The following is a 23,649-nucleotide window of genomic DNA, read 5'->3' as shown; positions in this document are numbered from 1 at the left end:
TGAATGATCGAAGGTTCGTTCTTTTCAGGCAGGTTCGCACCCTCGCGCGGCGCCCGCGTTACGAAGCGGTTACATTCACGTAACAAAACGGGGAGCCGGCGGGGAGAGTATGCCGGAGCACCCTTTGCGCATGACGCCCCCGGCCGCTCTCAGGCCGTGCTGCCCATGCTGGCGAGCGTGATGACGCCGTCGTCGCGGATGTGCCATTCCACATGGTTGGCCTTCACATTCCGGACGACGCCGGCCTGGTCGTAGGTCACGGTGACCGAACCGTCATTGACCAGGTTCACGAGCACCGCATGGCCGTCCGCCAGCGGCTTTCGTTCGAAATACGTGATGTGCGCGAGGTCCAGGACGGTGACCCGGGCGATGTCGGCCATTTCCTTCCTGAAGGACTCGACGGTTTTTGTCTTCCGGCTTCGGCGTGTAGTACGATTGCGGTTACGGGTGTTCATCAAAACAGGTTGCGCGGCCCGGGCCGGAGGCGGGAGGCCGGTTGCGGCACGCGCTGCGCGCCGGCCATGCCGGCGACCCGGACGGGGGGAAACAGCACGGGGGAGCCGTGGCGCCGCCCGGCATCCCGCAGCGGCATGCCGGCGGCGGCGTGCAGATCGGATTCGAAGCGCCCGATGACGGTATCCCAGGAATGCTCCTCCATCGTCGCCCGCGCGGCGCGGCCGAGCTGCCGGCGCAGGCGCGCATCGGTTGCCAGCCACACGCCCGCATCGGCCAGGGCCGCGCCGGCGCCATACGGGACGATGATCCCGTTCTTGCCCGTCGAAACGTATTTCCGCGCCGCCGCGTAATCGAAGCCCGCCACGGCCAGCCCGCTCGCCATCGCCTCGATCACCACGTTGCCGAACGTCTCCCCGAGCGTCGCGTGAAGATAGATGTCGGCCGAGGCAAAATGGCGCGCCAGTTCCTCGCGGGACAGGTAGCCGGTGAAGACAAATCCCGGATACCCGCGCTCGAACGCCGCCCGCATCGGTCCGTCGCCGACGATCACGAAGCGGCAGCGCGGGTTGGCCTGCTGCATGGCGAGCCAGGCAGCCGCGAGCCCCTCCTGGTTCCGGCCGGCGACCAGGCGCCCCGCGCAGATCGCCACCGGATCATCCGGACCGGCGCCCCAGGATTTCCGCAACGTTTCACAACGCCGCCCGGGGTCAAACAGCCGCGTGTCCACTCCCCGCGAAAGAATCCCCAGATTGCGAAATCCGAGCCGGGCCAGCTCGGCGCGCACCTCCTCCGTCGAAACAAACGTGCGCACCGTCCGGTTGTGCGTCCTCCGGAGCCACGCCAGCACCAGGCGGCGGGACAACTTCGCCAGCACGCCGAACCGGCGGTGCAGCGCGCAGTGGTGGAAACGGGCATGGAAACTCGACGTGACCGGAATCCCCAGCGCCCGCGCCGCGCCGATCGCCGACGCCCCCAGCGGACCCGGCGTGGCGACGTGGACGACATCCGGGCCCCCGCCATGCCACCAGCGGCGGAACATGGCTCCGGCCGGCCAGCCTATCCGCAGATCGGCGCGCCCCGGCAGCGGCATCCCGGGCATGATCGCCTCCGCGTAGTCCGGGTGGGCCGACGCCGCCGGCAGATCGTCGCGCGCGGGCCGGTAAACCACCACCGAATGGCCGCGCCGGCCGAGTTCGGTGGCGATCCGGTCAAAGGTCACGGCAATGCCGTTGATTTCCGGCGGGAAAGTTTCGGTGACGATGGCGATTCTCATGTTTTTTTCCCGCAATGTCGCGCGCTCCTCCCGTTTGTTCCCGGCCGGAATTGTTACGTTCCTGAAAAAAAGAGTGGGGATCCGCTCCCGGCGAGGAGGCCGTTGGCCCCGTCCGCGAGATCCGGTTCCCGCAGTGCGGCCACGCGCCCGTAGAGCAGGCTGGCCAGCATTTTCCGATCCATGTTCCCCGTCGCCAGGGCCGCCTCTCCGAAGGCCAGCCGGGCCTGTATCCGGGGGATGGTGGCAAGATTCAGCAGATGGGGCGCGAGGTCCATGTCGCCCCACCAGCACACCTCGGCCGCCGCCGAGCGGCCCGCCGGCACCGCGTAGTCGAGCGCCGCCGGGATCACCGGCCCGTGCTGGCGCACCGCCGGTTCCAGCAGCGCCGGCCTGAACGGCAGCACCCGGCTTCCGTCGCCCGATGTGCCCTCCGGGAAGACCACCACGCACACCCCGGTCGCCAGCGTCGCGGTCATTTCGGCGGCCACGCGCGCCACGTCGCCACGCCGCGAGCGGTCCACAAACAGCGTGCCCGCCATCCGCGCGAACAGGCCGAACACCGGCCAACCGCGCACCTCCCGTTTGGCCACAAACACCGCGGGAACGGCCGCCCCCAGCACGAGAATGTCGAGATAGCCGAGGTGGTTGCAGACAATCATGCCGCCCGGGCTGACCCGGCTCCGCTCCGCGGCCATGCCCGCGGCCCCGGACGTCACCGACACGCCCAGCACGCGCAGCAGCCGCCGGCAGGTCGCCTGCATCCAGAAAGCGCGACCGACAGCCGTCCGCCGGTTGGCGAGGCACACGCACCAGGCTGCCGCCGCCCGGCCCAGCACCAGGCCGACGAGGAGCAGCCTCGCCATCCCCCGCAGCCGATCTTTCGGGCTTCGTGTCATCGTCATGATCAGCCCATGAACTTGCGCCACACCCGTTCCGGCATGGCGCGCAGGTCCAGCCACGTGAGGAAATCCACCGTGCCGAACTCCCGGTCGATCGCCGGCTCTCCGCAAATCGTCGCGCCCACCGCGAGGTAGGCCGCCATCAAGCGGGGAATCTTCGCCTCCACCACGGCCGCGCCGGCCGTCGCCCGGCACTCCATGCCCGGTTGCGGCGTCGTCCGCCATGCGGGATCCGCGAGGTGGCGCGAGGCGAGCTGCGCATAGACCGCCAGCCCCTCGTCCGGATCCCGCGAGGTCAGCGAGCTGCATCCGACCAGGTAGCGCCCGCCCTGCATCTGCGCGTAGTGCGCGATGCCGCGCCACAGCAACCCGAGCACGCTCTGGTTGCGATGCTCGCGCGCCACGCAGGCGCGGCCGAGCTCGACGATCTCCTCGCGCACCGATTCGAAGGGCGTGAAGTCGAATTCCTGCTCGCCGTAGTAGCCGAGCTGCAGGCCCGCCTGCACGCCCGTCTGGAGCCGGTACGTGCCCACCACCCGGTCGGTGGCCTTTTCGCGGACGAGCAGGTGATCGCACACCGCATCGAACGCATCGACATCCATGCCCGAGGCGAACGAGGTCACCAGCCCTTCGCCCAGCTCGACGTTAAAAACTTCGTAGCGCAGCCGCTGGGCGGCGCGCACGTCGGAGACGTCCGATGCGAGCCGCACGGCATACCGTTCCGTTTCGGCCAGAGAAGGGTGAGTGACAAGCAAGGTGCTCATAATGCCATCACCGCTGGCCGGAGTCCACCCTGTCGGCAAGCCGTCTTCGCATTCGCTCCACAAACGTTACAAAAGGCCCGTTTTCGTCACCCGATTTTCACACAACGCCTCCGCGCGGGCCACTTCCCGTCACGGTTTTCCGGCCTGCAAGGCGCAGCTCGACCCGGGTTCAACGTTGATAGTCGGGACCGGAGTCCCGGAAACAAGGGGCGTCGCGGAGCGGCGAGACCGGACTACGCCGCACCGTTACTCCAGCGCGAGCACGGCGCGGGCGATTCCGGCCATCGCCCGCCCGAACGGCTCCACCCGGTAACCGACTCCCCGCAAGGTCGCTCCCCGCGAGCGCGTCAGCATGCCGCAGCGGATAAACAGGCCGGTGCCGAGGCGCACCACCGCCTGCGGCAAATCCCCCTCCCCGACCGGCACGCCGCCTCCCGCCCGGCCGTCGCGATGACCGGCCTCCTCCGCGTTTTCCAGGCTCGCGGCCAGCCTCAGCGCCCCGTGCTGGCGCAGCAGATACCGCAGGCAGGCCGCGGCGGAGACCGTCCGGCCCCGCCGCTCCGGCCGGACGGTTCCCCGGGCCGCCGCCGCGTCGATCTCCGCCAGATCGCGCAGCAGCCGCATCACGCTCTCGCCGCGCTCCGTCAACCCGTAGGCAATCCGCCCGGCGCTCCGTCGTCCGGAGGATTCCTCTCCGGCCGCGGGCGTTTCCGGTTTCCGGATACAGGCAAGCCCCGCCTGGCGCAGCGATTCCAGCAGCCGCGCGGCCAGCGTGAGCCCCAGCCGGGGATCGGCCTGCGCCACATCCTCGGCGCAGACGACGGCAGCGCCGCCGGCAAACAGCCTGACCAGCGCCTCGTGACGCCGAAACCGGAGGAGCTGGTCGAGCACCCGCCGCGCGCTGTGCCGCCGCACCGGCTCGCCCGGGAACCGTCGCCCTGCCCGGACCGGCTTTTTCCCGACAGGACGATCCTCCGGCGGGTGCGCGCCGGAAGGAATTTTCGTGTAACCGGTTTTGTCATACATGATCCCAGCAAATGCCGCCGACGGCGGGAAGACAGCGTCAAAAGTGTTACGAAAGTGTGACAACCTGGCCGCCGCCCCCCCCTCCGCCGTCCGGCGCTGTGCCTTTGCGGGGCAATGATCACCCCGGATCACTTGGAGGGAGGATCTGAAAATTCATTTTTGAACAGAAGGAAACGAAGGTAAAAACAAAGAAGACGCTGAACAATAAGTTATTTATCTTAAAAAAGTTAAACAGGAGTGAACGGTAAGCGTCCTTGGTTGTTCTTCGTTCTCTTCGTTACCTTCTGTTCAATTTTCAGAAGCTCCCTGTAGCAGAACCATCGGATTCTTACACAAAGGCCGCCAAGAACGCAAAGAATGGCTGATTCTCTCCTTCGCGCCCTTCGCGATCTTTGTGTAAAATTATATCTTTTGTTTTTTTAACCAGAGCATTTCAAATTAATCTATGGCCACAAAAAACACAAAATTGCCATCTGCCCGACGAGAATCGCCCGTGCGCCTATAGGCGCGATGGAGAGTTTTATGCGCAAAGAGATTTTTTGTGCCTTTTTGTGGCAATCAAATCCGGCTACAATTTTTTTTGAAATGCTCCAAAAATTACACGGAGGGCACAGAAAACGAGTATACCTGACCTCACCGCGAGTCCTCGCCCGGGAATGGGTGAGCACGGGAATGATCGCAAGGGACCCCGATCAGGATTCCTCTTCTATCTCGACAATGACAATTCGTTTCGCCGGTGCATCTGTCCAGTAACTGATGATGTAACCCTCGGTTGATACATGCGAAATGTTCCGGCCATCAGCATCCGGAAGGATATAGTCGGAATTGGAAAACGGATTATCGGCAATCGCATAGGCGATATCGAGCAGCTTCCGGCCTTTCCTTTTGGGGAGAGCGAAGATAAATTCGCCGGCCTCCTCTTCGAAAACCACCCGAAATCGTATCAGCTTAACCACGACGGGACAGCCGCTTCTCGATGGCTTCGGAAGTAATGAACCGGCCGGCCTGAACTGCCCGGATTTTCTTCGCCGTAGCTTTTTTCCATTCCGGAGTACTGTGGCGAAGCCGGATCAGATGCAGATGCAATTCCTTAAGATCACGGGCCTTGAGGCCTGCCATCTGGTTTTTGATTTCAAGGACGGTCATGCCGACATCTTGCGGCGAGTGACTTTTTGCGTCAAGGAAAGGGTTTTCCGCCTGGAGGGCCAGGGGTAATCGGAAGTGATGTCAGGACGTGAAACGTAGTTCGGAGCTTCAGCCCGAACCGTGAATCGTCCGGTACTCGTGAGCCTCCCGGTTCGGGCTGCTCCGGACTACGGGAACCCCGGGTTCTCTCGCCGAAATGCCCCGATCCTGGCGAGCCTACGACGCATCTTCGATATCCACGATCCGCAATTCCCTCGCTCCGTGGTCCAGCCAGTAAGAAAAGACAAAATCCTCAATCAGGAGATGCTCGATGGGACGCCCGGAATCATCCGGCAAAACATAGTCGCTCCGCACGAAAGGCTGGCTGGCCAGTTGCCGTATCAGCTTGAGGATGACGCGTTGCCGCCGTTTGGGCTCCAGCAGGAGAAAATCGGTTGCCCCCCCTCCGCGAATACGGGCACATAGGGCGCCATCCGGCTCATCGCGCGGCGGTCATGCGGCGTTCCACTTCAGCCAGCGTCACCTTGCGTCCGGCGTCCATCTCGCGCATACGGGCAGAAGCCATGCGCTTCCATTCCGGCTTTTCGTGACGCAACCGGATCATGTAGGCGTTCAGTTCCCGCATTTCGCGGGAAGAAAGCCGGCTGACCTCCTGCTTGAGTTCCAAAAGTGTCATGTGGCGGAGTATTGCCCGGCTCCGGATCAGGTCAACCATACGGTTTTTCACGACGGTTTCGACTGGCCTTCAAACCGTTGGACAGAAGCCGGGGAACCCGGTGGGGCCGGGGAATGTCGGGACCCACCGCGAATGAACCCGGAGCGGCTGCGCCGCAATCGAGAGGTAGCCCACGAAACACACGAAAGGACACGAAAAGAAAGACAGAAATCCGATGGTTTGTTTTTCGTGTCCTTTCGTGTGTTTCGTGGGCAAAATTCATGGATTGGAGAGAGGGATTTCAATCAACGAATCATAAAATTTACCCGGTTTGGTATTCGCGCTCATTAGCGTCCATTCGCGGTTAAAAACTGAATTTTCAGGAGTTCCCTTATGTATCTTCTTCGTATCCTTGGCGCCCTTCGCGGTTAAAAAAAACCGTTTGGCCAAAGAGCGTTGGCTTCAGCCCGAACCGGGAGGCCCACGAATACCGGATGATTCCCGGTCCGGGCTGAAGCTCCGGACTACGGGAACCCCGGGTTCCAATCCCGCCGGCAAAAAAAGTCACGAGATCGTGACAATTTTGCCGCCGTCCCGTTTCCGTCGGCCGGCACCTTGCGTCAGGCATGATAACCACCGGCCGCCTGCGCCTTCCTTTCCGTTCGCTTGCTCTCGCAGCACTCCTCCTCGCCACGCTGTCCGCCCTGCGGGCCGACAGCGTGTTTGTCGCCTTCCGCTCGGGAGACGACGGCGGACTCGCCCGCGTCGCGCTCGGCGCCGACGGCGCGCCCGCCGCCGATGCCGCCACCGTCCTCTTCCGCGCCCCGTCCTTCCGCGACGCCGCCAAGCTCCGTATCTCCGGCGACGGTCGCCGCGCCGTCCTCAACGCGGAGACGGAAAGCAGCGGCGAACCCAATCTCGCCCTCCTCGACCTGCAAGCCCCCGCCGGCACGCCGCCCCGCCTGCTCACGCTCGATTTCCTCCCCGAAGAACACCGCATCTGGCACGACCGCGCCTTCGTCGGCGGCAAGGACGGGCACCTCGTGGCCCTCGACCTCGGCTCCGGCCGCATCACCCACCGGTGGAATTCCCGCAAACAGCTCACCCCGCCCGGCCACAAGCCCGAGGACATCCAGATTCTGGATACGGAAGGGCTCCTGCTCGTCAGCCACCAGAAAGACGGCAAGAAAGGCCGCCAGGGCAGCCGCATCGTCATCCTCAAGGCGGCCGACCTCTCGCTCGTTGCCGACCTCCCCCTCCCCCGCAACCACCCCGAGCTGCACCTCTCCGACAAGGAGGCCGGCCCCTCGCCCGAAGTCATCCGCGTGGACCGCGCCTCGAACACCCTGCTGGTCACGCTCGACCTCTACGGCGCGCTCGCCTTCGCCGATCTCGACGCCGCGCTCGCCGGCAAATGGCAAAACTCCGTTTACCTGCCCACCGGCCCCGACGCCGGCGAGTGGGGCACGGCGTTCCCCGACCGCGTGATCCTCGCGCCGCACGAAGGCCGCACCCTCGCCTTCGTCAGCAACGCCTCGCAGGATGGCGGCATCGCAGTCTTCGACATCGCGGCCCGCCGCCGCGTGGCGTTTTTCCCGGTCGAGGCCGGCTGCGATTATCCGGTGCTCGTCGATGGTGGCCGCACCGTGGCCACCGTCGTCTCCGGCAAACGCAAGCGCCGCCTTGCCGACGGCCTGGAAAACATCACCACGCCCGGCACCGACCTGATCCTCATCGACGTGGCCCGCGCCGCTGCCGGCGACACCGCCGCCCTCGCCCGCGTGCCCCTGCCCGGCAAGGTTGCCCGCATCGCCAGCCTGCCCGGCCACCCGACGCTCGTTGCCGTCGGCCTCACCGAACCCGACACCGTGGCGATCTACGATACCGCCGCCCGCCAGGCGCTCGGCACGGTCCCGCTCCCCGGAAAACCCGTGAACCTCGACACCACCCGCTAATCGCCTGAAAGCCAATGACTCATCGCGGCAAGCCGACCGTCCCCGACACCTTGTCAAGCCTTTTGAGGCCCGAATTTCCCGGTTTCTCAAAAACAACTCAACTCACCAATCTCGAACTACTAATAACAGAAAAAGACCTTCCGCGAAACAGATTTAACCTTCCTGTAACAATCTTCCCGTTCCGGAATTTCGTCCCCCGGCTTCGCTGGTTTCACAGGCGCCCTCTGCCTGCTCAGACATGACAAAACACGACATCACCACTTCCACTCACACGAAACCGGCCCGTCGCCGCACTGCCGCCTTCACGCTCATCGAGCTGCTCACCGTCATCGCCATCATCGGCATCCTTGCCGCCATTCTGCTGGCTACCCTCGGGAGGGTCCGCTCGCTAGCCTACCAAGCCGTCTGCACCAGCAATCTCCGCCAGTGGGGCCTCGCACTACAGATGTATGCCAATGAAAACCGCAACAAGATCCCCTATGAAGGCTCCGACGACAGCGTCCTGTGGGCGGAGGTCAACAAGCCTAATGATGCCAACTCCTGGTTCAATGTCTTGCCTCCCTACGTGGCCACACCCGCGCTCGCGGAGCTGCCCCTGGGCTTGGGCGGCCTCAGCAATATGGCAAAGGCAAACTACTTCCGTGACAAGAAGATGATCTATCACGATCCGGCAGACAAGCGCAAGGCCCTGACGATGACTCCCGGCACCTATATAAACCCTTCCTATATGATGAATTCCCAGCTTTACGAGAGTCATGCACCCGGCCAGGCGAAAAATTATCCGGCGTCCGGCCAGCGTCAGCTCGTCTTCGAGGATCTGCGCGACCGTGCCCCCCTTTCCCGCATTCCCTTCATGACTGAAGCCGGCTGGAGGGATGGTGACGGCGGCCGTTCGCGCGTTCGTGGCCATGGTGATGGCAGCACCACCAATGTCGATGCTGGCCGCCACAACGGGGGTGCCAACGTGGTGTTTCTCGATAGCAGCGTACGCAAGTTCAAGGTCGATCAGATCAATGATACCAAGAAACACGAATTTCTCATCTGGAACCCCTGGACTGATGTGCAGGGAGTTAAATAATGACATCAGACAACCCGCATTCCTCGCCCGCCCCTGATCCAATCCGCTTTTTTCAAGGAGGTGCGATACCGCACAACACCCGTAAATCGTCTTCCCTATCCTTATGAAATCCATCACTCATACTTCAGTTCACTGGGGGAGTTGCCTGGTTGCGGGCACACTCCTCATCCAGTCCCTTGCGGCCTACGATCTCCCTCCGGATCATCCCAATTATGCGCCGGGGGTGCCTTGGAATTTTGTGGCGGCGCCCCTTCGTGAAAACACATTTTTTTACAATGACTATAATCGCTACTCTTATAAATATACCAATGGACAACTATTCACCACAGTCTATCATGGCGGGTTGAATCCGGCGCCAGCCGAGCGGGACAATTTCAGCGGAGAACCCCTTATCGGCAAGGAGCGCTTTCCCGGGCTCCTCTCCTACCCGGTCGATAACCCCAGATTTCCTGTTACGAACGTCTTGAAGTATACCAGAGCAAGCGTAATCCCGCCGGAAAATGAGTACGATCCCCCTGTCGAAATCACTGTACCGGGAGAGGGTTTTCCGGATGGTCTCAACGACATTCCGCATAGATTGTCGACACTTCAGGGCAATAGCGTGCTCTGGTTCGCCGCGCAGCTTAATAAAGACGGGTGGATTGCATTTCCTGTTTCGACGGCAGGTTACAGCGACATCCTGCTGACGTTTGATTTCCGCGTGGTCAACATGACCTCGTCCGCCAATTATGTATTCGAATTCAGCCCCGATAACGGGGAAACATGGACGTATCAGATTTTCTCCTACGGAGACCTCAACGTCATTGCCTGGGATCAACTGGCGTTCGATCTGAAAGACCATCCGGAATTTAACGACAAGCCGGATTTCATTTTTCGCGTACGCTCCATTCCCAATTTGAATGGCGACTATGAGCGCTTTGATCTCTCTCCCTCAACAGTCGGGACAACTCTCCAGTTCGACCGCGTCGCCCTGAGCGGCACGCCCCTGCCGCCCGCGGAATCCACCCCGCAGGAAAGCTGGCGCGAGACCCATTTCGGCACCACCGCCAACGAAGGCGACGCCGCCGACACCGCCGACCCGGAAGGTGATGGCCTGCCCAACCTGCTCGAATACGCCCTCGGCCTCGATCCGCTGCAAAGCGACAGCGCCGGCGCCGTCTCCATCGGCAAAACCGGAGACGGCCAGCGTCTCGCCCTGACCTTCACCCGCATCGCCGACCCCGCCCTCACCTACACGGTAGAAGCGACCGACGACCTGGTCTCCGGCGAATGGACGCCCGTCTTCACCAGCACGGATACGGAAAACACCGCCGGTTCCTACACCGCCGAGGATGCCGACCTCATTTCCGCCCACGCGCGCAGGTTCCTGCGACTGGTGGTGAGCACGGAAGAGGGCGATGTTCGATCAACACCTCGCGGGTATGTTAAATACGATCTCTTGTCTGAATCCGACACTTTCGTGGCGTTGCCGGTGGAGCGGTCTCTTGTCTTTCAGGGAAAAATCTCCTCGGTTCTCGGGAATACCATTATCCTGGACGGAGACCCGGATTTTATTCCTGCTTCGCTGCGATATTCCGAAGGCGTACAGGAAAACACATATTATCTCCAAATTCTTTCCGGAACAGCCGCAGGCTATTATTCAACCGTGATAGATAACGGTGCCGATGATATCACAGCAGAATTCAGCCCCGATATCATTTCCAGAATCCAGCCCGGAGATGCCATCGCCATCAGACCATACTGGACATTGGGAACACTCCTTCCTTCTGCGGATGCCGGTCAGAGTTTTATCGCCTCGACCAACAACCTGTCTAGTGGACGAAGGACGGAAATCCTATTCCCCGACCTGCTGTCGCAAGGCATAAACAAGAGCGTGGAATCCACCTATTTTTTCAACTCCTACTGGCGCAAGGTAGGTGATATTTCTCCTGATCGTGGCGATGCGGCAATTCCTCCTGACGGCTACATTATTATCAGCGGAACCAACTACGCCCAGGATACCTCCCTTCTTGTACTCGGTGAAGTTCCCACCGGTCCTCGGGTAATCCCTCTGGTAACGGTGTCCGGCCAACAGAACGATAATCTGGCTGGCCTGAACGTACCGGTTGATCTCACCTTGGATCAATTGAACCTCGTTGGCTCTGATCGTCCCTTTACAGTCAGTACCAACAACCTCCAGTCCGGACGCGGTGATGAACTGACTGTATTTGATAACAGCCAGCGGGCGAAAAACAAATCTGGAAGCGATACTTATTTCTATAATGGTTACTGGCGCAAGGTCGGCTCGGTGACGGAAGACCAGGGAAGCCTCAAGCTTCCGGCCGGCAGCGCCATAGTCATTCGTAAAAAGGCCGGGGTCGCAACAGCCATAGATGACTGGCTCCTCGATACCACTCCTCTGTGGCAACAGCACGAATAACATAGCAAATGCATAACAATCAAAGAATATGAAACTGGGAAAAACAATCCGCCATTTGGGCATCTTTATCCTTGCAGGCGCCATTGCGCAGGCAACCGTGACAATCAATTTTGAGGGAGGACTGCTATTCGGTCGGGATACCGACTCTCCGCTAGCAGATGGCTCTCTAGTCTATGCGGTGGCCCTTCCATCGGGAACAACATTTGGTGGTCCAACCGACACCAGTTTTGTCGGCGAAGGAGAAATATTCCTTGGCAAGGGAACGACCGACTCTGCCGTAGCAGGCGATGGTTCGTTCTCTATAGCATTGCCCGGGATTCCGTTGATCGGAGGACTCGAGGAGGGCATGGATGTATGGCTTGTCTGGTTCCCCGATCTGCGACAGGACAGCATTTCCCCTTCCGCAGGGTTGGTCTATGGCGCTTATCACGGGAACGATTGGATTATTCCGGCCGATGGAGCCCGCGTGAATTTGAGCGTCGAGACTGGCAGCATCGGCGGCCCTGTTCCAGATGATGCGCTTGTCGCCAATCGCCAAATATCCGCTGTCCCCGAACCCGCCACCTATGCAGCGATCTTCGGCGGCCTGACCCTCGCCGGTGTGCTTGTCGCCCGTCGTCGCCGGGCGACGGTCGTTTGATTTGGCTAGGTCATTGATCAGAATAACCAGACAAAACCCCGCTCCGGTTGATTCCGGGGCGGGTTTTTTTGCGTCGCCAGGTTCCCTGAATGTTTGGATTTTACACAAAGATCGCGAAGGGCGCGAAAAACTTAAAGGGAACTCCTGAAATTAACCACCGAGACACAAAGACACAGAGAAAACCGGGAGAGGAGATTTTGAGTATATTTTTATCTATTAATTTAAAAACGAGTTATTTTTTTCTGTTCTGTGAAACTTTGTGTCTTTGTGCCTCGGTGGTGAAAATCTGTTCTTTCAGGAGTCCCTTAAAGGGCCGCGAAAGGGCGCAGATATCCCCATGCAAAGGATACGTGGCGTGGCGCTTATAAGCGCCATGGAGGGTTTCCCTGCAAACAGATCTTTTGCGGCCAAAACGGTTTGAGAAAATGGATTCCCGGGTCCTTCGCGTGCTTTGCGCGCTTTGGGTAAAAATCAGAAAGTTTTGTTAGTTGCTTTTGGGAAGGGTGGTATTCCAAAGGGCCGATACCGGCAGCGCCCACAGGTTTTGGCCGTATTGCAGCACCTCATGACCCGTATAGAGCAGGAAGCCGCGATGAAAACGGTTTCCCGCAGCATCGGCAAGGGTGCGAAGCCCGTTAAAATCCGACGGATGGATGTCCATCGACGCCTTGACGTCCACACCGGTTACGCGCTTGTCCGCCGCTTCCAGCACAACATCGACTTCATCGCCACCATGCGTGCGGAAATGGAGCAGGCCGCATTTCATCGCCGCCCATCCGCATTGTTTTGTTAATTCCATCACGACGAAATTCTCAAGAACACTGCCCAGCAAACTGCGTTCGCGCTCAAGGGCCTGCCGGTTCAGTCCGCGCGAATAGCATAAAAGCCCTGTGTCGTTGATGAACACCTTGGGGCTTTTGGTAAAACGCTTTTCGGCGTTTCGCGCCCATGCGGGTACCTCGACAATGAGGAATACCATTTCAAGAAGCGTCATGTAACGCTTGAGCGTCACGGCATTCAGCCTTGTGACGCGGGCGATATCGGCAACGTTGATAAGGTTGCCTGCACGCGAGGCGATAATCTCAAGCAAGTTTGGCAGTTCAGTCAGTCCCTCGATGCGCGAAATATCCTGGATATCCCGCTGGAGAATGGTTGCAAGATAGGCGTTGAACCATTCAGGGCCACGCCCCGCCCTCATTTGGGGCAGCGCTTCCGGATAGCCGCCCTGAACGATTGCTTCCAGATATTCACCCTGGGAAAACGGCGGCGGTGATTGAGGCGGCACATCCGAAAAGGCGAAATCAATGAATTGTTCCTTGGTCCCTCGTATTTCCCCTTGGGACAGAGGCCAAAGCGTATGGATTTCCATGCGACCCGCCAGAGACTCAGACAGCTTTGGCAAGGTCAGAATATTGGCGGAACCCGTCAGCAGAAAGCGCCGGGTTTGCCGCGCTTCATCGATCAGCTTTTTGATCGGCAACAGGAGTTCAGGTGTCCGCTGTATCTCGTCAATGGCGGCGCGTTCCTGAAGCTGCGTCAGAAACGTGACAGGATCGCTTTTGGCAAGGCGCAGAAGGTTCAGATCATCCAGGTTGGCGTAACCGAACCCTTCCTTTTCAACAAACGCCGTTTTGATAAACGTGCTTTTTCCCGTTTGCCGCGCCCCGTTGACAAGGGTTGCGGCACTAAACCGGATGCTTTCGGCAACTTTATCGATGAGGTTCCTTTGAAACATGACGGAATTTATAACATATGGTGTTAGAATTTCCAACGTTAAAATTTAAGTTATTGATTCATAATCCGATAATATTTAATTCATTGCCTGAATTTGGCCCAAAACAAGGACTAAATGAAGCCATGCGTCCATGCACCTGCGTTCCTTTGGTTTTGGGGTTTGTCGTGCGGAAGCAATTTATCAGAAACCAGGCCAGACAAGGGATGACGGTATCCTGCTGAAGGCGGGCGAAGCGGAGGGAGGGCCGGGATGGAAGGGATGAGGGTATGGTTTGAGCCCCCCTGCCTTCTATCCGGCATATTTCATACCAGCGTCCCGAATATTTTTGATTTTACACCAAGGCCTCAAAAGACGCGAAGAAGGTAACTGGCAATCCCTTGCGTTCTTTGCGGCCTTGGTGTAAAAATCTGAAGGCTTTGGGGCTTTGGTATCATACGGGGACTTCTGAAAATTGAACAGAAGGTAACAAAGGCAACGAAGGTAAAACAAGGAAGACCCTGAACAAGAAGTTATTTATATTTCAATAAAGGGAGGTTCTAAAAATTGATTTAGGACACAGAAAGCACAGAGCGCGGACACCGTGGACACTTTCCCCGCTGCGGGAAAAGGAGAGGCCTGTCCGGCTGAATGTGGCGTTTCTCAGTAAATTCCGGATTTTTAATTAATTGAAAAAACAGTAAGGGATGGTTGAGTGTTGCGGAGTCGTCTTGACCTCCGTAGCCTCTGTGTCGGCGCTCCGTGTCCTCTGTGACCTGTTTTCGCCCGGTTCTCGGGGATTTTCAGACGTTCCCTGAAGTTAAAAAAGAAGGTACGGCAAGCGTCCCTGGTTGTTCTTTGTTCTCTTCGTTACCTTCTGTTCAAAAATTATTTCTGTAAAATTCAGGGTTTACGGAATTTATAACACATGATGTTAGAATTTCCAATACTAAAACTTAAGTCATTGATCTGGAAGCTAATAATATTTAATTTAAAACGAGTTATTTTGTTTTTTCTGTTCTGTGAAACTTTGTGTCTTTGTGCCTCGGTGGTGAAAATCTGTTTTTTTCAGGAGTCCCCTAAAGGGCCGCGAAAGGGCGCAAATATCCCCATGCAAAGGATGCGTGGCGTGGCGCTTATAAGCGCCGTGGAGGGTTTCCCTGCCGACAGACCCTTTGCGTCTTTTTGCGGCCAAAAAACGGTTTGAGAAAATGGATGTCTCCGGGGTTCATTCCGGAGCGGAGGACGGCAAGACGTGATCGTGCACGGTTCTTGGACATTAAGCTCCCCCCTCCTCTCTCCGATTACGGATATTTACACAAAGCACGCAAAGGGCGCGAAGATGCAGCGGGAAGAGGTTTTCCGGTTACAGGGTACTTCGCAAAGCTATCCTGAGAAATCGTGTACAAAACGCATGATTTCCCTCGGTGCGGATGCATTCCGGATTCAAACCGGGATGGCCATAAAAAACACAAAATTGACGTCTGTCCGGCGAGAATCTCCCGCGCGCTTATAAGCGCGATGAAGGATTTCATGCGCGGAGTGTCTTTTCGTGTTTTTCGTGGCCATACTTTCTGTCCCTTCGGTTGCGGCACAGCCGCCCCAGGTTCTTTGCGCGCTTTGTGTAAAAATCAGAAGCTTCCGGGATGCCGGCATAATAAAAGCCGGGCATTAACGCCATCCTATAGCGGCCTGTGTGAAAACCAGGTTACGGAAACAAATTCATTACCGTATCCACATTTTATTACAAATAAAAATTTCCGGCGAATTTTATTCGCGATCGAACGCCTTTAAAATATCGACTCTTATCATTCTCCCGCAATCTGTTGCCTGATTCGTATCACAATATACATGACAGACAAATCCGCACCGGCGGCGTATTGTCAAGTCCCCCGGGGCCCGAAAAGCGCCGATTTTAAAAAACGCTATAATCACCCCGAAGAGATAAACTTGGGCAGTTATTCACCGGGGCCGGCGATAAAGTTCACCTGACTGTAACCATTCTCCCGTTTCGCCCGGAAAGCCTTTCTCACAAGGTGGGCGTGTCGGAGCGAGGCAGGCGCCTACCCCGTTCCGGCACTGTCACAGGAAAAAAACAACCATAAAAGCAGTAGAATTATCATGAATACCATCATGTCCCGGAGCCTTGCGCTCCTCGCCGCTTCGGCGGCTCTCTGCGGAAGTGTGGCCCAAGCCGCACGTCCTTTGCCCGTACACGAAAAGTTCACCGGATTCACCGCTGCCGATGCAAACAGCCTTCCGTCGGGCTTCTTGGCCGAAGCGGCAGAAGGCGTGCCCCTCGTCTGGAACGGCCAAGACAATGGCAGTTCCGCTGTCGCCGGTTTCTATTCCTACGGTGCAACCTCGAGCTCCGAGCGCGCCTTCGGTTTTCTGGAGGACGGCAGCTTCGGCGACACCCGCCTGCATGTCGAGATCCAGAACACCGGCGAAACCACCATCACCCAGTTGCGGGTGCGGTACAACGTCGAGCTCTGGCGCGACGGTGCCCGCCTCAACCGGATCCGGCTCAAGTACAATCCGGATGTGGAAGATGATCCCGGTATCATTCCCGGCGGCTATTCCGACCTGCCGGACCTCGCGGACACGCCGGTGCCGGTCAATGCGGGAGGGAATGTTCCGGTCGATGGCAACACCGTCCGCACTCCGGTCGATGTCACCATCGTTCTCACCCAGCCTCTTGCCCCCGGTGAGCGCGCCTGGATTCGCTGGCAGTACTCCAGCAGTGGTGACAGCGGCACCCGGGACGGCGTTGGCATTGATGATATCTGCATCGAGGATGCCACGCCTCAAGGCACCAATGTGACCTGGGTGGGTGGCCCGGGTAACTGGACGGCCACCGGTGGCACTTCATGGAGCGGCGGTCCCTGGGATAACAACGGCGACCTCAACGCCGTGTTCAATACAGGCAGTGGTGCCGTCACCCTCCTGAATCCCATTACCGCGGTGAATCTCGAGTTCGCCACCGCTGGCTATGTTATCAATGGCGCGCAACCGCTGACGCTCAGGGGTCTCATCGAGCTGGATGGTGGCAATGCTACCATCGCCGCTCCGATCACCGGCACCGTCGGTCTCGTCAAGACAGGACCGGATGCCCTGTTCCTGCAAACGGCCACCAGCACCTTTTCGGGCACGCTTGCCGTGGTCGAAGGTTCCCTGATCCTCGATGGCGCCACCGTGCCGAGCACCAACCTCCTTTACCTCGGGGAAGACGCGTTCTTCTCTTCCAGCGGTGACGATCTCACCGTGGCCGGAGTGCAAGGCGCAGCCTCGGCCGAGGTGGATATCGATGGTGCTGTACTCACGCTCGATCTGACGAGCGTGGCCAGCTACAAGGGAGAGATCTCGGGTGCGGGCGACGTGATCAAGACCGGCTCCGGCCGCCAGCGCTTCCGCAACCAGTTCAAAACCTATACAGGTGCCACCACGGTCAACGGGGGCAGGCTGGAAGTCACCGAGAACGGCGTCCTCACCGGAACCAGCGCGATCACCATCTCCAACGCTTCGGGGACAGATAGCGAACTGCTGCTGCAGACGGATGTACCATCCTTCATCTTCACGTTCGGCCCCTCCTCCCCGGTGACCACGATCACCCTCCAGAACGACGGGCGTCTGGCCGGCGATAACGATGCGATCCTCACCTTGGCCAATCCGGTCGTGATCGACAGCACCGGCGGGCGTATCTATTCGCGTTCGAGCGGCACGCTGACCCTGCTCGGCGCCCTGACCGGCACCGGCGAACTGCGCAAGCAGGGCGCGGGCACGCTTGTCCTCAGCGGCAATGCCTCCGGCTATACCGGCCAGTTCCGCTCTGTCAACGGCCTGACAGTGATCCCGACGGGTCAAACTATCGGCGCGAGCCTGGTGCGTGTCGATGAAGACGGTGGTGTCGGCGGCGACGGCACCATCGCCGGAAACCTCGAATTCAGGGACGGCTCGTTCGCCATCTTCGGGACCGGCGAAACGCTGACCGTCAACGGAACCGTCACCCTCCGCGCCAACAGCACGGTGGTGTTTTCCGGTCCGGCAGGCACGGTGATCCAGTCGGCCAACCCGATCCAGGTTCAGAGTGGCGTCACGCTCATCGGAGCCACTGTGAGCGGCAACACCATCGTGATTCCCTGATCGTCAGTCCGCCCTGTCGGCCTGAATAACCCGTCCCGCCGCCCTCCTTGCGGGCGGCGGGATTTGAGAACTCTCCACGGCCGGCCGGATACTCCGCCGGCCGTGTTTTTCTCCTTTTTCCCGTCCCAAGCGGCCCGCTTTTTCACCTGATCGTAACATTCTTTTTCCCGCGATCCGTCTCCGATTCCGGCTCTTTTCCTCATGCGACGCTCGCGTCGCACTTTTCAGAACCAAATCAGAAACATACATCATATATATCACCTGAATCATTATGAAGACTTTCAAAAAAGTACTCATCCGCAGTCTCCTGTTCGGAGCCTGCCTGGCGGCGACCACGCTCGTCCACGCCCAGATCGATTACACCGGCTCCATCGATCCCCATCTTCTGGTGACGGACTGGAGTCGGGCCTCCGTCGGCACAGAGATCAGCGGCACATTCGGAGAAGATTATACAACCAGGAACTGGCAAATCCAAGATGTGACCACGCTTGCAGATGCCCTGACCAACGATCGTTATTTCGGCTTTACGCTGCAAACCGAGGCCGGTTACTCACTCGACCTCTCCACTGCCACGGTCAATTTTGAGATTGCCTCATTTGGCAGGTCAACAGGAAACGTGATAGTACAGGGACATGCTCCCGCAAATTTTGCCATTTTTGCATATGTGGGCGACAACACGATCAATCTGACCCCGGATATCGACGGCTCGCCCAGGTTTGCCTTTACCTGGAATGGTATCACCAATGGTCTGGAAACCATTGTCGGCTCGATACTCCTGAGCGATGTGCTGGGCGACGCCCAACTGGCAACGCTTTCCTCGATCACGGATCCGGTCGAATTCCGCATTTATGCTTGGAATACCGGAGGTCAGAATAGCAGCGGACCATTCACCTTGAGTGACTTCAGCCTGGCTGGCGGCACGGTCAGCGCCGTGCCCGAGCCAGCCACCTATGCCGCGCTGCTCGCCCTCGCGGTCCTCGCCGGCACCGCCCTTCATCGCGGCCGTCGCACCGCGCAGAAATAACCGACACCGCGATATTGTTTTCGGGGCATTGCCCCGGATCGACACCATAACAACAAGCCCTGATCCGCATGGCTCCGTCCTCCGGCCCGACGTCTCTGGAGGACGGAGCTTTTTTGTTTCCCCCTCCCCTCAAAAAAAAGTTCAGAAAGTTGATATCAGGAAAAAGCCGGGCATTAACGCCACCCTGTAGCGGTCCGTGTAAAAACCAGGTTACGGAAATACATTCCGTCCTGTATTCATATTTTATTACGCCTGAAATTTTCCGGCGACTTCCAAATGCCGACCCTTGTCGCTTACATTCAACCCATTGCCGGCTTCATATTCACTTATATATGACAAAAAAACCGCTCCGATGGCGTATTATAAAGCCCTCCAAGGCCTGAAAAGGCCGGTTTCCGAAAACACTATAATCACCTTGGAGAGATAAACCTGGGCAGTTATTCACCGGGGCCGACGATAAAGTTTACCTGACTGTAACCATTCTCCCGTTTCGCCCGGAAAGCCCTTCTTTCAAGGTAGGCGTGTCGGAGCGAGGCGGATGCCTGTCCCGTTCCGGCATGTCCCGGATCAAACAACAACCATAAAAGCAGCAGAATTATCATGAATACCATCATGAACCGGAGCCTCGCGCTCCTCGCCGCCTCGGCGGCTCTCTGCGGGAGTGTGGCCCCAGCCGCACGTCCCTTGCCGGTAACCGAAAACTTCACAATCGATGTGACCTGGGTGGGTAACGATGGCGACTGGACAGCCACCGGTGGCACTTCATGGAGCGGCGGTCCCTGGGATAACAACGGCGACCTCAGCGCCGTATTCGTTAATTCCCCGGCCGGAATCGTCACCCTCCAGGACGACATCACGGCGGTTGACCTCACGTTCAAACTCGATGGTTACGTCATCGATGCCGCCGGTGCGAATGAGCTGACCCTCAAGGGGGTTGTGAACGTGGATGACGGAACCGGTGCAAACATCATTGGCATCATCTCCGCTCCGATCACCGGTTCCGCCGGTCTCGTCAAGACAGGGCCGGATACCCTGGTCCTGCAAGATGCCACCAGCACCTTCACAGGCACTCTCTCCGTGGCCGAAGGTGCTCTGGTCCTCGTTGACGCCACCGTGCCGAGCACCAACGCCCTCTTTGTCGGGGAAGACGCGTTCTTTTCTTCCAGCAGTGATGATCTCACCATTGCCGGAGTGCAAGGCGCGGCCACGGCCGAGGTGAATATCGAGGGTGCTGTACTCACACTCAATCTCACGAACGTGACCAGCTACCAAGGGGATATCTCGGGCAATGGCAGCGTGGTCAAGACCGGCTCCGGCCGCCAGCGCTTCCTCAACCAGGAGAAAAGCTATACAGGTACCACCACGGTCAACGGGGGCAGGCTGGAAATCACCGAAAACAGCATCCTCACCGGAACCAGCGCGATCACCATCTCCAATGCTTCGGGAACAGATAGCGAACTGCTGCTGATCACGGATGTACCCTCCTTCAGCTTCATGTTCGGCCCCTCCTCCCCGGTGACCACGATCACCCTCAGCGATGACGGCCGTCTGGCCGCCGATAACGATGCGATCCTCAGCCTGACGAATCCGGTTGTGATCGCCAGCACCGGCGGGCGTATCTATTCTCGCGCTACAGGCATCCTGACGCTGGCGGGAACCCTGACCGGCTCCGGCAACCTGCGCAAGCAGGGAGCGGGCACGCTCGTCCTCGCGGGCGATGCCTCCGGCTATACCGGCCTGTTCCGTGCCGTTATCGGCCTGACGGTAATCCCGAACGGCACCACCCTCGGCAATGGCAGCAGCGGGGTCAGAGTTGAAGAAGAAGGCTCCCTCGGTGGTGACGGCGTCATCGCCGGAAACCTCGAATTCAGGGACGGCTCGTCCGCCATCTTCGGGGCTGGCGAAACGCTGACCGTCAACGGAACCGTCACCCTCCGCGCCAACAGCACGGTGGTGTTTTCCGGTCCGGTCGGCACGGTGATCCAGTCGGCCAACCCGATCCAGGTTCAGAGTGGCGTCACGCTCATCGGAGCCACTGTGAGCGGCAACACCATCGTGATTCCCTGATCGTCAGTCCGCCCTGTCGGCCTGAATAACCCGTCCCGCCGCTCCTTGCGAGCGGTGGGATTCGAGCATCCTCCACGGCCGCCAGATACTCCGCCGGCCGTGTTTTTTCTCTCCCGTTTTCCCGTGGCGCTCGCCTGCGCGGCCTTGCTGCGGGCCGGCGACGAAAAAAATACGTCCCCTTCCGTCCCGACCTTCCCGCAAGGTTCCCGCCACATCCCCGCCAGCCCCGCCGACGCCCACGCGCCGACGGGGGTTTTTTCTGCCTTGGTCCCGCCTGCCAGCCCTGTTTCGACCCGCCTTGTCAAGCCCCCTGGCCTCCGGATTTTCCCTGTCTTCAGGCAGAATCACAACTCCCTGTAAACCATCATCTAACGATAAAAAAGCGGTCTGACCGGAGCAGATTTAACCTGACTGTAACACTCTTTCCGTCCCGGAATTTCACCTTCCGGTTTCGTTGGCCGCACGGGTGCCCCGCTGCCCGCGCCAACATGACGAAACACGACACCTTCACACACACGACAAAACCGGCCCGCCGCCCGCCCGGCGCGGGCTTCACGCTCATCGAGCTGCTTACCGTCATTGCCATCATCGGCATTCTTGCCGCCATCATCATCCCGACTCTCGCCAAGGTCCGCGAGTCCGCCCGCAAGGCCCAGTCCACCTCCAACCTCCGCCAGTGGGGCACCGCCCTGCACCTCTACCTGGCCGATAGTCGTAACCTCCTCCCCCTGCGCGGCCCCGAGGACCGGCCGACCTGGGCCCAGGTCGCCGGCACGGGCGTGGAGGCGGTCAACGCCTGGTACAACGTCCTGCCGCCCTACGTCAGCGAAAAGCCGTTGGCCGAGCTCGACACCAACCAGCGCAGCCGCCTCTACAGCGAGTCCTCCATCCACCGCGATCCGATGGCCGCCTTCACCGACGCCCGAAAGACGGGCAACCCCTGCTTCTCCTACTCGCTCAATTCCCAGCTCAACAAATCGCGCACCACCTCGCTGGATCTCAACGCCGACCAGCTCACGTTCAACCGCTACACCGAGCCGACGCGGACCATATTCATGTTCGAAACCCGTTCCAACCCCAAGGACGGCACGCCGTCAGATACCGCTGACAGCCAGAGCGGCCGCGCCTACGGGCGCGCCAAACACATCAGCTATCGCTACGGCGGCAAATGCAGCTTCGTCTTTCTCGACGGCAGCGTGCGCACCTGGAAAAGCCGCGAGATCGATCTGGGCAGCGACGCGAAGGAAAACGACACCCTCTACTTCGCCGGGCTCGAATGAAGCGTCCCGCCTCCTTTTTCACCCGCGCCGTGCGTCGGCTCCCGTCATCGCCCGCTCGTCTCCTCGCCGGCGCCGCCGCGCTCCTGCTCGCCGCGCCCCTCGCGAGCCCGGCCGGTCCGGCCGGCCCGGGCGACGACATCCCGCACTATCGCGTCGCTCCGGCCAACATCCCCGCGGTGTCGCTGCCTCACGCCCGGATCGCCAGCCCGGCGGTGACGGAATCCTCCGCCCTGCTGCCCAGCCGCAAGCGCCCCGGCGTGTTCTGGACGCTCAACGACTCGGGCAACCCGCTCCACCTCCACGCCCTCCACGCCGACGGCTCCACCGTCGGGCCGGAGAAAGGTTTCCTCGTCCCCGGCGCCAGCAACACCGATTGGGAGGCTCTCGCCTGCACGCCCGACGGGCTCCTCGTCATCGGCGACATCGGCAACAACAAAAACCGCCGCCGCGACCTCTGCCTCTGGCTCTGGCCCGAACCCGATCCGGAAGCTCCCGCGCAGCCGCTGCCGGCCGCCCGCCGGCTCGCGTTTCGCTATGCCGACCAGACAGACTTCCCGCCGCCCGCCCGCCACTACGATGCCGAGGCGCTCTTTTTTGCCGACGGCGCCCTCCACCTGCTCACCAAGCACCGCAAACCGGGCGTCGACACCTGGACCACGCTCTACCGCTTCGATCACCTCGACCCGGACCAGCCTGCCCAGGTCCTGCGTCCGCTGGCCCGTTTTTATTCCGGCGACCGGGTGACCGACGCCGCCATCACCGCCGACGAGCTCCGGCTCGCCGTTCTCACCCGCTCCGGCGTCTGGCTCTTCACCCGCGGCCAGCGTGGCGACGATTTTTTCTCCACCGCCGCGATCGCCTGGGCTCCGCTCCTCGCCGGCCAGTGCGAGGGCATCGCCTTCCTCGACGCCGCCACGCTGCTCGTCTCCAACGAGGGCAGCCAGCTCTTCCGCGTGCCGCTGGCGAGCCTCCACCCGGCGGGCCGCGCCACCCTCGAAACCTCCGGAAACTCCGTCCCGTGAAACCCGGCACCCTTGTCACAGATCCGCCACAAAAACGTCTCCGCAACGTCACCCTCGCGCCTTGCCCGCTCCGGCAGGCCGCCCATTTTCC

The 23,649-nt window shown here is 59.8% G+C and carries 22 protein-coding genes; 12 read left to right on the top strand and 10 right to left on the bottom strand.

Going from position 1 to position 23,649, the window contains the following annotated elements; genetic code table 11:
- Window positions 1-149 precede the first annotated feature (149 nt).
- From OPIT5_20235 to OPIT5_20210, 6 genes are all read right to left on the bottom strand, one after another.
- The gene (locus OPIT5_20235) at window positions 150-455 is read right to left on the bottom strand and encodes a hypothetical protein (protein AHF92226.1); all 306 of its coding nucleotides are present in this window, start codon (window positions 453-455) and stop codon (window positions 150-152) included.
- On the bottom strand, window positions 455-1,729 hold the full coding sequence (locus OPIT5_20230) for a glycosyl transferase (GenBank protein ID AHF92225.1): 1,275 nt from the start codon (window positions 1,727-1,729) through the stop codon (window positions 455-457). The genes OPIT5_20235 and OPIT5_20230 overlap by 1 nt, the downstream gene beginning before the upstream one ends.
- 53 nt (window positions 1,730-1,782) lie before the next feature.
- A complete protein-coding gene (locus OPIT5_20225) occupies window positions 1,783-2,592 on the bottom strand; it encodes a 1-acyl-sn-glycerol-3-phosphate acyltransferase (protein ID AHF92224.1) in 810 nt (269 codons plus the stop codon).
- A 41-nt stretch (window positions 2,593-2,633) separates the two neighbouring features.
- A complete protein-coding gene (locus OPIT5_20220) occupies window positions 2,634-3,392 on the bottom strand; it encodes a hemolysin (protein ID AHF92223.1) in 759 nt (252 codons plus the stop codon).
- Between the two features lie 246 nt (window positions 3,393-3,638).
- Window positions 3,639-4,418 (bottom strand): hypothetical protein, encoded by a 780-nt coding sequence (locus OPIT5_20215; protein ID AHF92222.1) that lies wholly within the window; start codon window positions 4,416-4,418, stop codon window positions 3,639-3,641.
- A gap of 692 nt (window positions 4,419-5,110) precedes the next feature.
- Window positions 5,111-5,374 (bottom strand): hypothetical protein, encoded by a 264-nt coding sequence (locus OPIT5_20210; GenBank protein AHF92221.1) that lies wholly within the window; start codon window positions 5,372-5,374, stop codon window positions 5,111-5,113.
- A gap of 100 nt (window positions 5,375-5,474) precedes the next feature.
- Between OPIT5_20210 and OPIT5_20205 the strand changes: the two genes are divergently transcribed.
- Together OPIT5_20205 and OPIT5_20200 are read left to right on the top strand one after the other, a co-directional pair.
- Entirely contained in the window at window positions 5,475-5,633 is a 159-nt protein-coding gene (locus OPIT5_20205; GenBank protein ID AHF94549.1) for a hypothetical protein, read from the top strand.
- Between the two features lie 192 nt (window positions 5,634-5,825).
- The gene (locus OPIT5_20200; protein ID AHF94548.1) at window positions 5,826-6,029 is read left to right on the top strand and encodes a hypothetical protein; all 204 of its coding nucleotides are present in this window, start codon (window positions 5,826-5,828) and stop codon (window positions 6,027-6,029) included.
- A 13-nt stretch (window positions 6,030-6,042) separates the two neighbouring features.
- Here the strand turns inward: OPIT5_20200 and OPIT5_20195 are convergent, their stop codons facing one another.
- The gene (locus tag OPIT5_20195) at window positions 6,043-6,240 is read right to left on the bottom strand and encodes a hypothetical protein (protein AHF92220.1); all 198 of its coding nucleotides are present in this window, start codon (window positions 6,238-6,240) and stop codon (window positions 6,043-6,045) included.
- A gap of 623 nt (window positions 6,241-6,863) precedes the next feature.
- Here OPIT5_20195 and OPIT5_20190 point away from each other — a divergent pair.
- Window positions 6,864-8,174, top strand: coding sequence for a hypothetical protein (locus tag OPIT5_20190; protein AHF92219.1), 1,311 nt, complete (start codon window positions 6,864-6,866; stop codon window positions 8,172-8,174).
- 238 nt (window positions 8,175-8,412) lie between these two features.
- Window positions 8,413-9,252 (top strand): N-terminal cleavage protein, encoded by an 840-nt coding sequence (locus OPIT5_20185; protein ID AHF92218.1) that lies wholly within the window; start codon window positions 8,413-8,415, stop codon window positions 9,250-9,252.
- 316 nt (window positions 9,253-9,568) lie between these two features.
- On the opposite strand, the gene OPIT5_20180 is transcribed toward OPIT5_20185, so the two are convergent.
- Complete coding sequence (locus tag OPIT5_20180) at window positions 9,569-9,826, bottom strand: hypothetical protein (protein ID AHF94547.1); 258 nt, start codon at window positions 9,824-9,826, stop codon at window positions 9,569-9,571.
- Window positions 9,827-9,853: 27 nt separating this feature from the next.
- Here OPIT5_20180 and OPIT5_20175 point away from each other — a divergent pair, with 27 nt between their 5' ends.
- A complete protein-coding gene (locus tag OPIT5_20175) occupies window positions 9,854-11,671 on the top strand; it encodes a hypothetical protein (protein AHF94546.1) in 1,818 nt (605 codons plus the stop codon).
- A gap of 322 nt (window positions 11,672-11,993) precedes the next feature.
- Window positions 11,994-12,311, top strand: coding sequence for a hypothetical protein (locus OPIT5_20170; protein ID AHF94545.1), 318 nt, complete (start codon window positions 11,994-11,996; stop codon window positions 12,309-12,311).
- A 484-nt stretch (window positions 12,312-12,795) separates the two neighbouring features.
- On the opposite strand, the gene OPIT5_20165 is transcribed toward OPIT5_20170, so the two are convergent.
- On the bottom strand, window positions 12,796-14,046 hold the full coding sequence (locus tag OPIT5_20165) for an ATPase AAA (protein AHF92217.1): 1,251 nt from the start codon (window positions 14,044-14,046) through the stop codon (window positions 12,796-12,798).
- Between the two features lie 1,507 nt (window positions 14,047-15,553).
- Entirely contained in the window at window positions 15,554-15,694 is a 141-nt protein-coding gene (locus OPIT5_20155) for a hypothetical protein (protein AHF92216.1), read from the bottom strand.
- 449 nt (window positions 15,695-16,143) lie between these two features.
- On the opposite strand from OPIT5_20155, the gene OPIT5_20150 reads away from it, so the two are divergent.
- The 6 genes from OPIT5_20150 (at window position 16,144) to OPIT5_20125 (ending at window position 23,558) form a co-directional block, all read left to right on the top strand.
- The gene (locus OPIT5_20150; protein AHF94544.1) at window positions 16,144-18,165 is read left to right on the top strand and encodes a hypothetical protein; all 2,022 of its coding nucleotides are present in this window, start codon (window positions 16,144-16,146) and stop codon (window positions 18,163-18,165) included.
- Between the two features lie 271 nt (window positions 18,166-18,436).
- Entirely contained in the window at window positions 18,437-19,189 is a 753-nt protein-coding gene (locus tag OPIT5_20145; GenBank protein ID AHF94543.1) for a hypothetical protein, read from the top strand.
- 600 nt (window positions 19,190-19,789) lie between these two features.
- The gene (locus OPIT5_20140; protein AHF94542.1) at window positions 19,790-21,256 is read left to right on the top strand and encodes a hypothetical protein; all 1,467 of its coding nucleotides are present in this window, start codon (window positions 19,790-19,792) and stop codon (window positions 21,254-21,256) included.
- A 99-nt stretch (window positions 21,257-21,355) separates the two neighbouring features.
- Window positions 21,356-21,616, top strand: a complete 261-nt coding sequence (locus OPIT5_20135) for a hypothetical protein (protein ID AHF94541.1) — start codon at window positions 21,356-21,358, stop codon at window positions 21,614-21,616.
- Between the two features lie 128 nt (window positions 21,617-21,744).
- Window positions 21,745-22,536, top strand: coding sequence for an N-terminal cleavage protein (locus OPIT5_20130; GenBank protein AHF92215.1), 792 nt, complete (start codon window positions 21,745-21,747; stop codon window positions 22,534-22,536).
- Complete coding sequence (locus OPIT5_20125; GenBank protein ID AHF92214.1) at window positions 22,533-23,558, top strand: hypothetical protein; 1,026 nt, start codon at window positions 22,533-22,535, stop codon at window positions 23,556-23,558. The genes OPIT5_20130 and OPIT5_20125 overlap by 4 nt, the downstream gene beginning before the upstream one ends.
- Window positions 23,559-23,649 lie beyond the last annotated feature (91 nt).

The sequence above is a fragment of the Opitutaceae bacterium TAV5 genome (assembly GCA_000242935.3).
Taxonomy (GTDB): Bacteria; Verrucomicrobiota; Verrucomicrobiia; order Opitutales; family Opitutaceae; genus Geminisphaera.
Note: the sequence above shows the minus strand (reverse complement) of the source record. Positions and strands in the feature narration are given on the sequence as shown.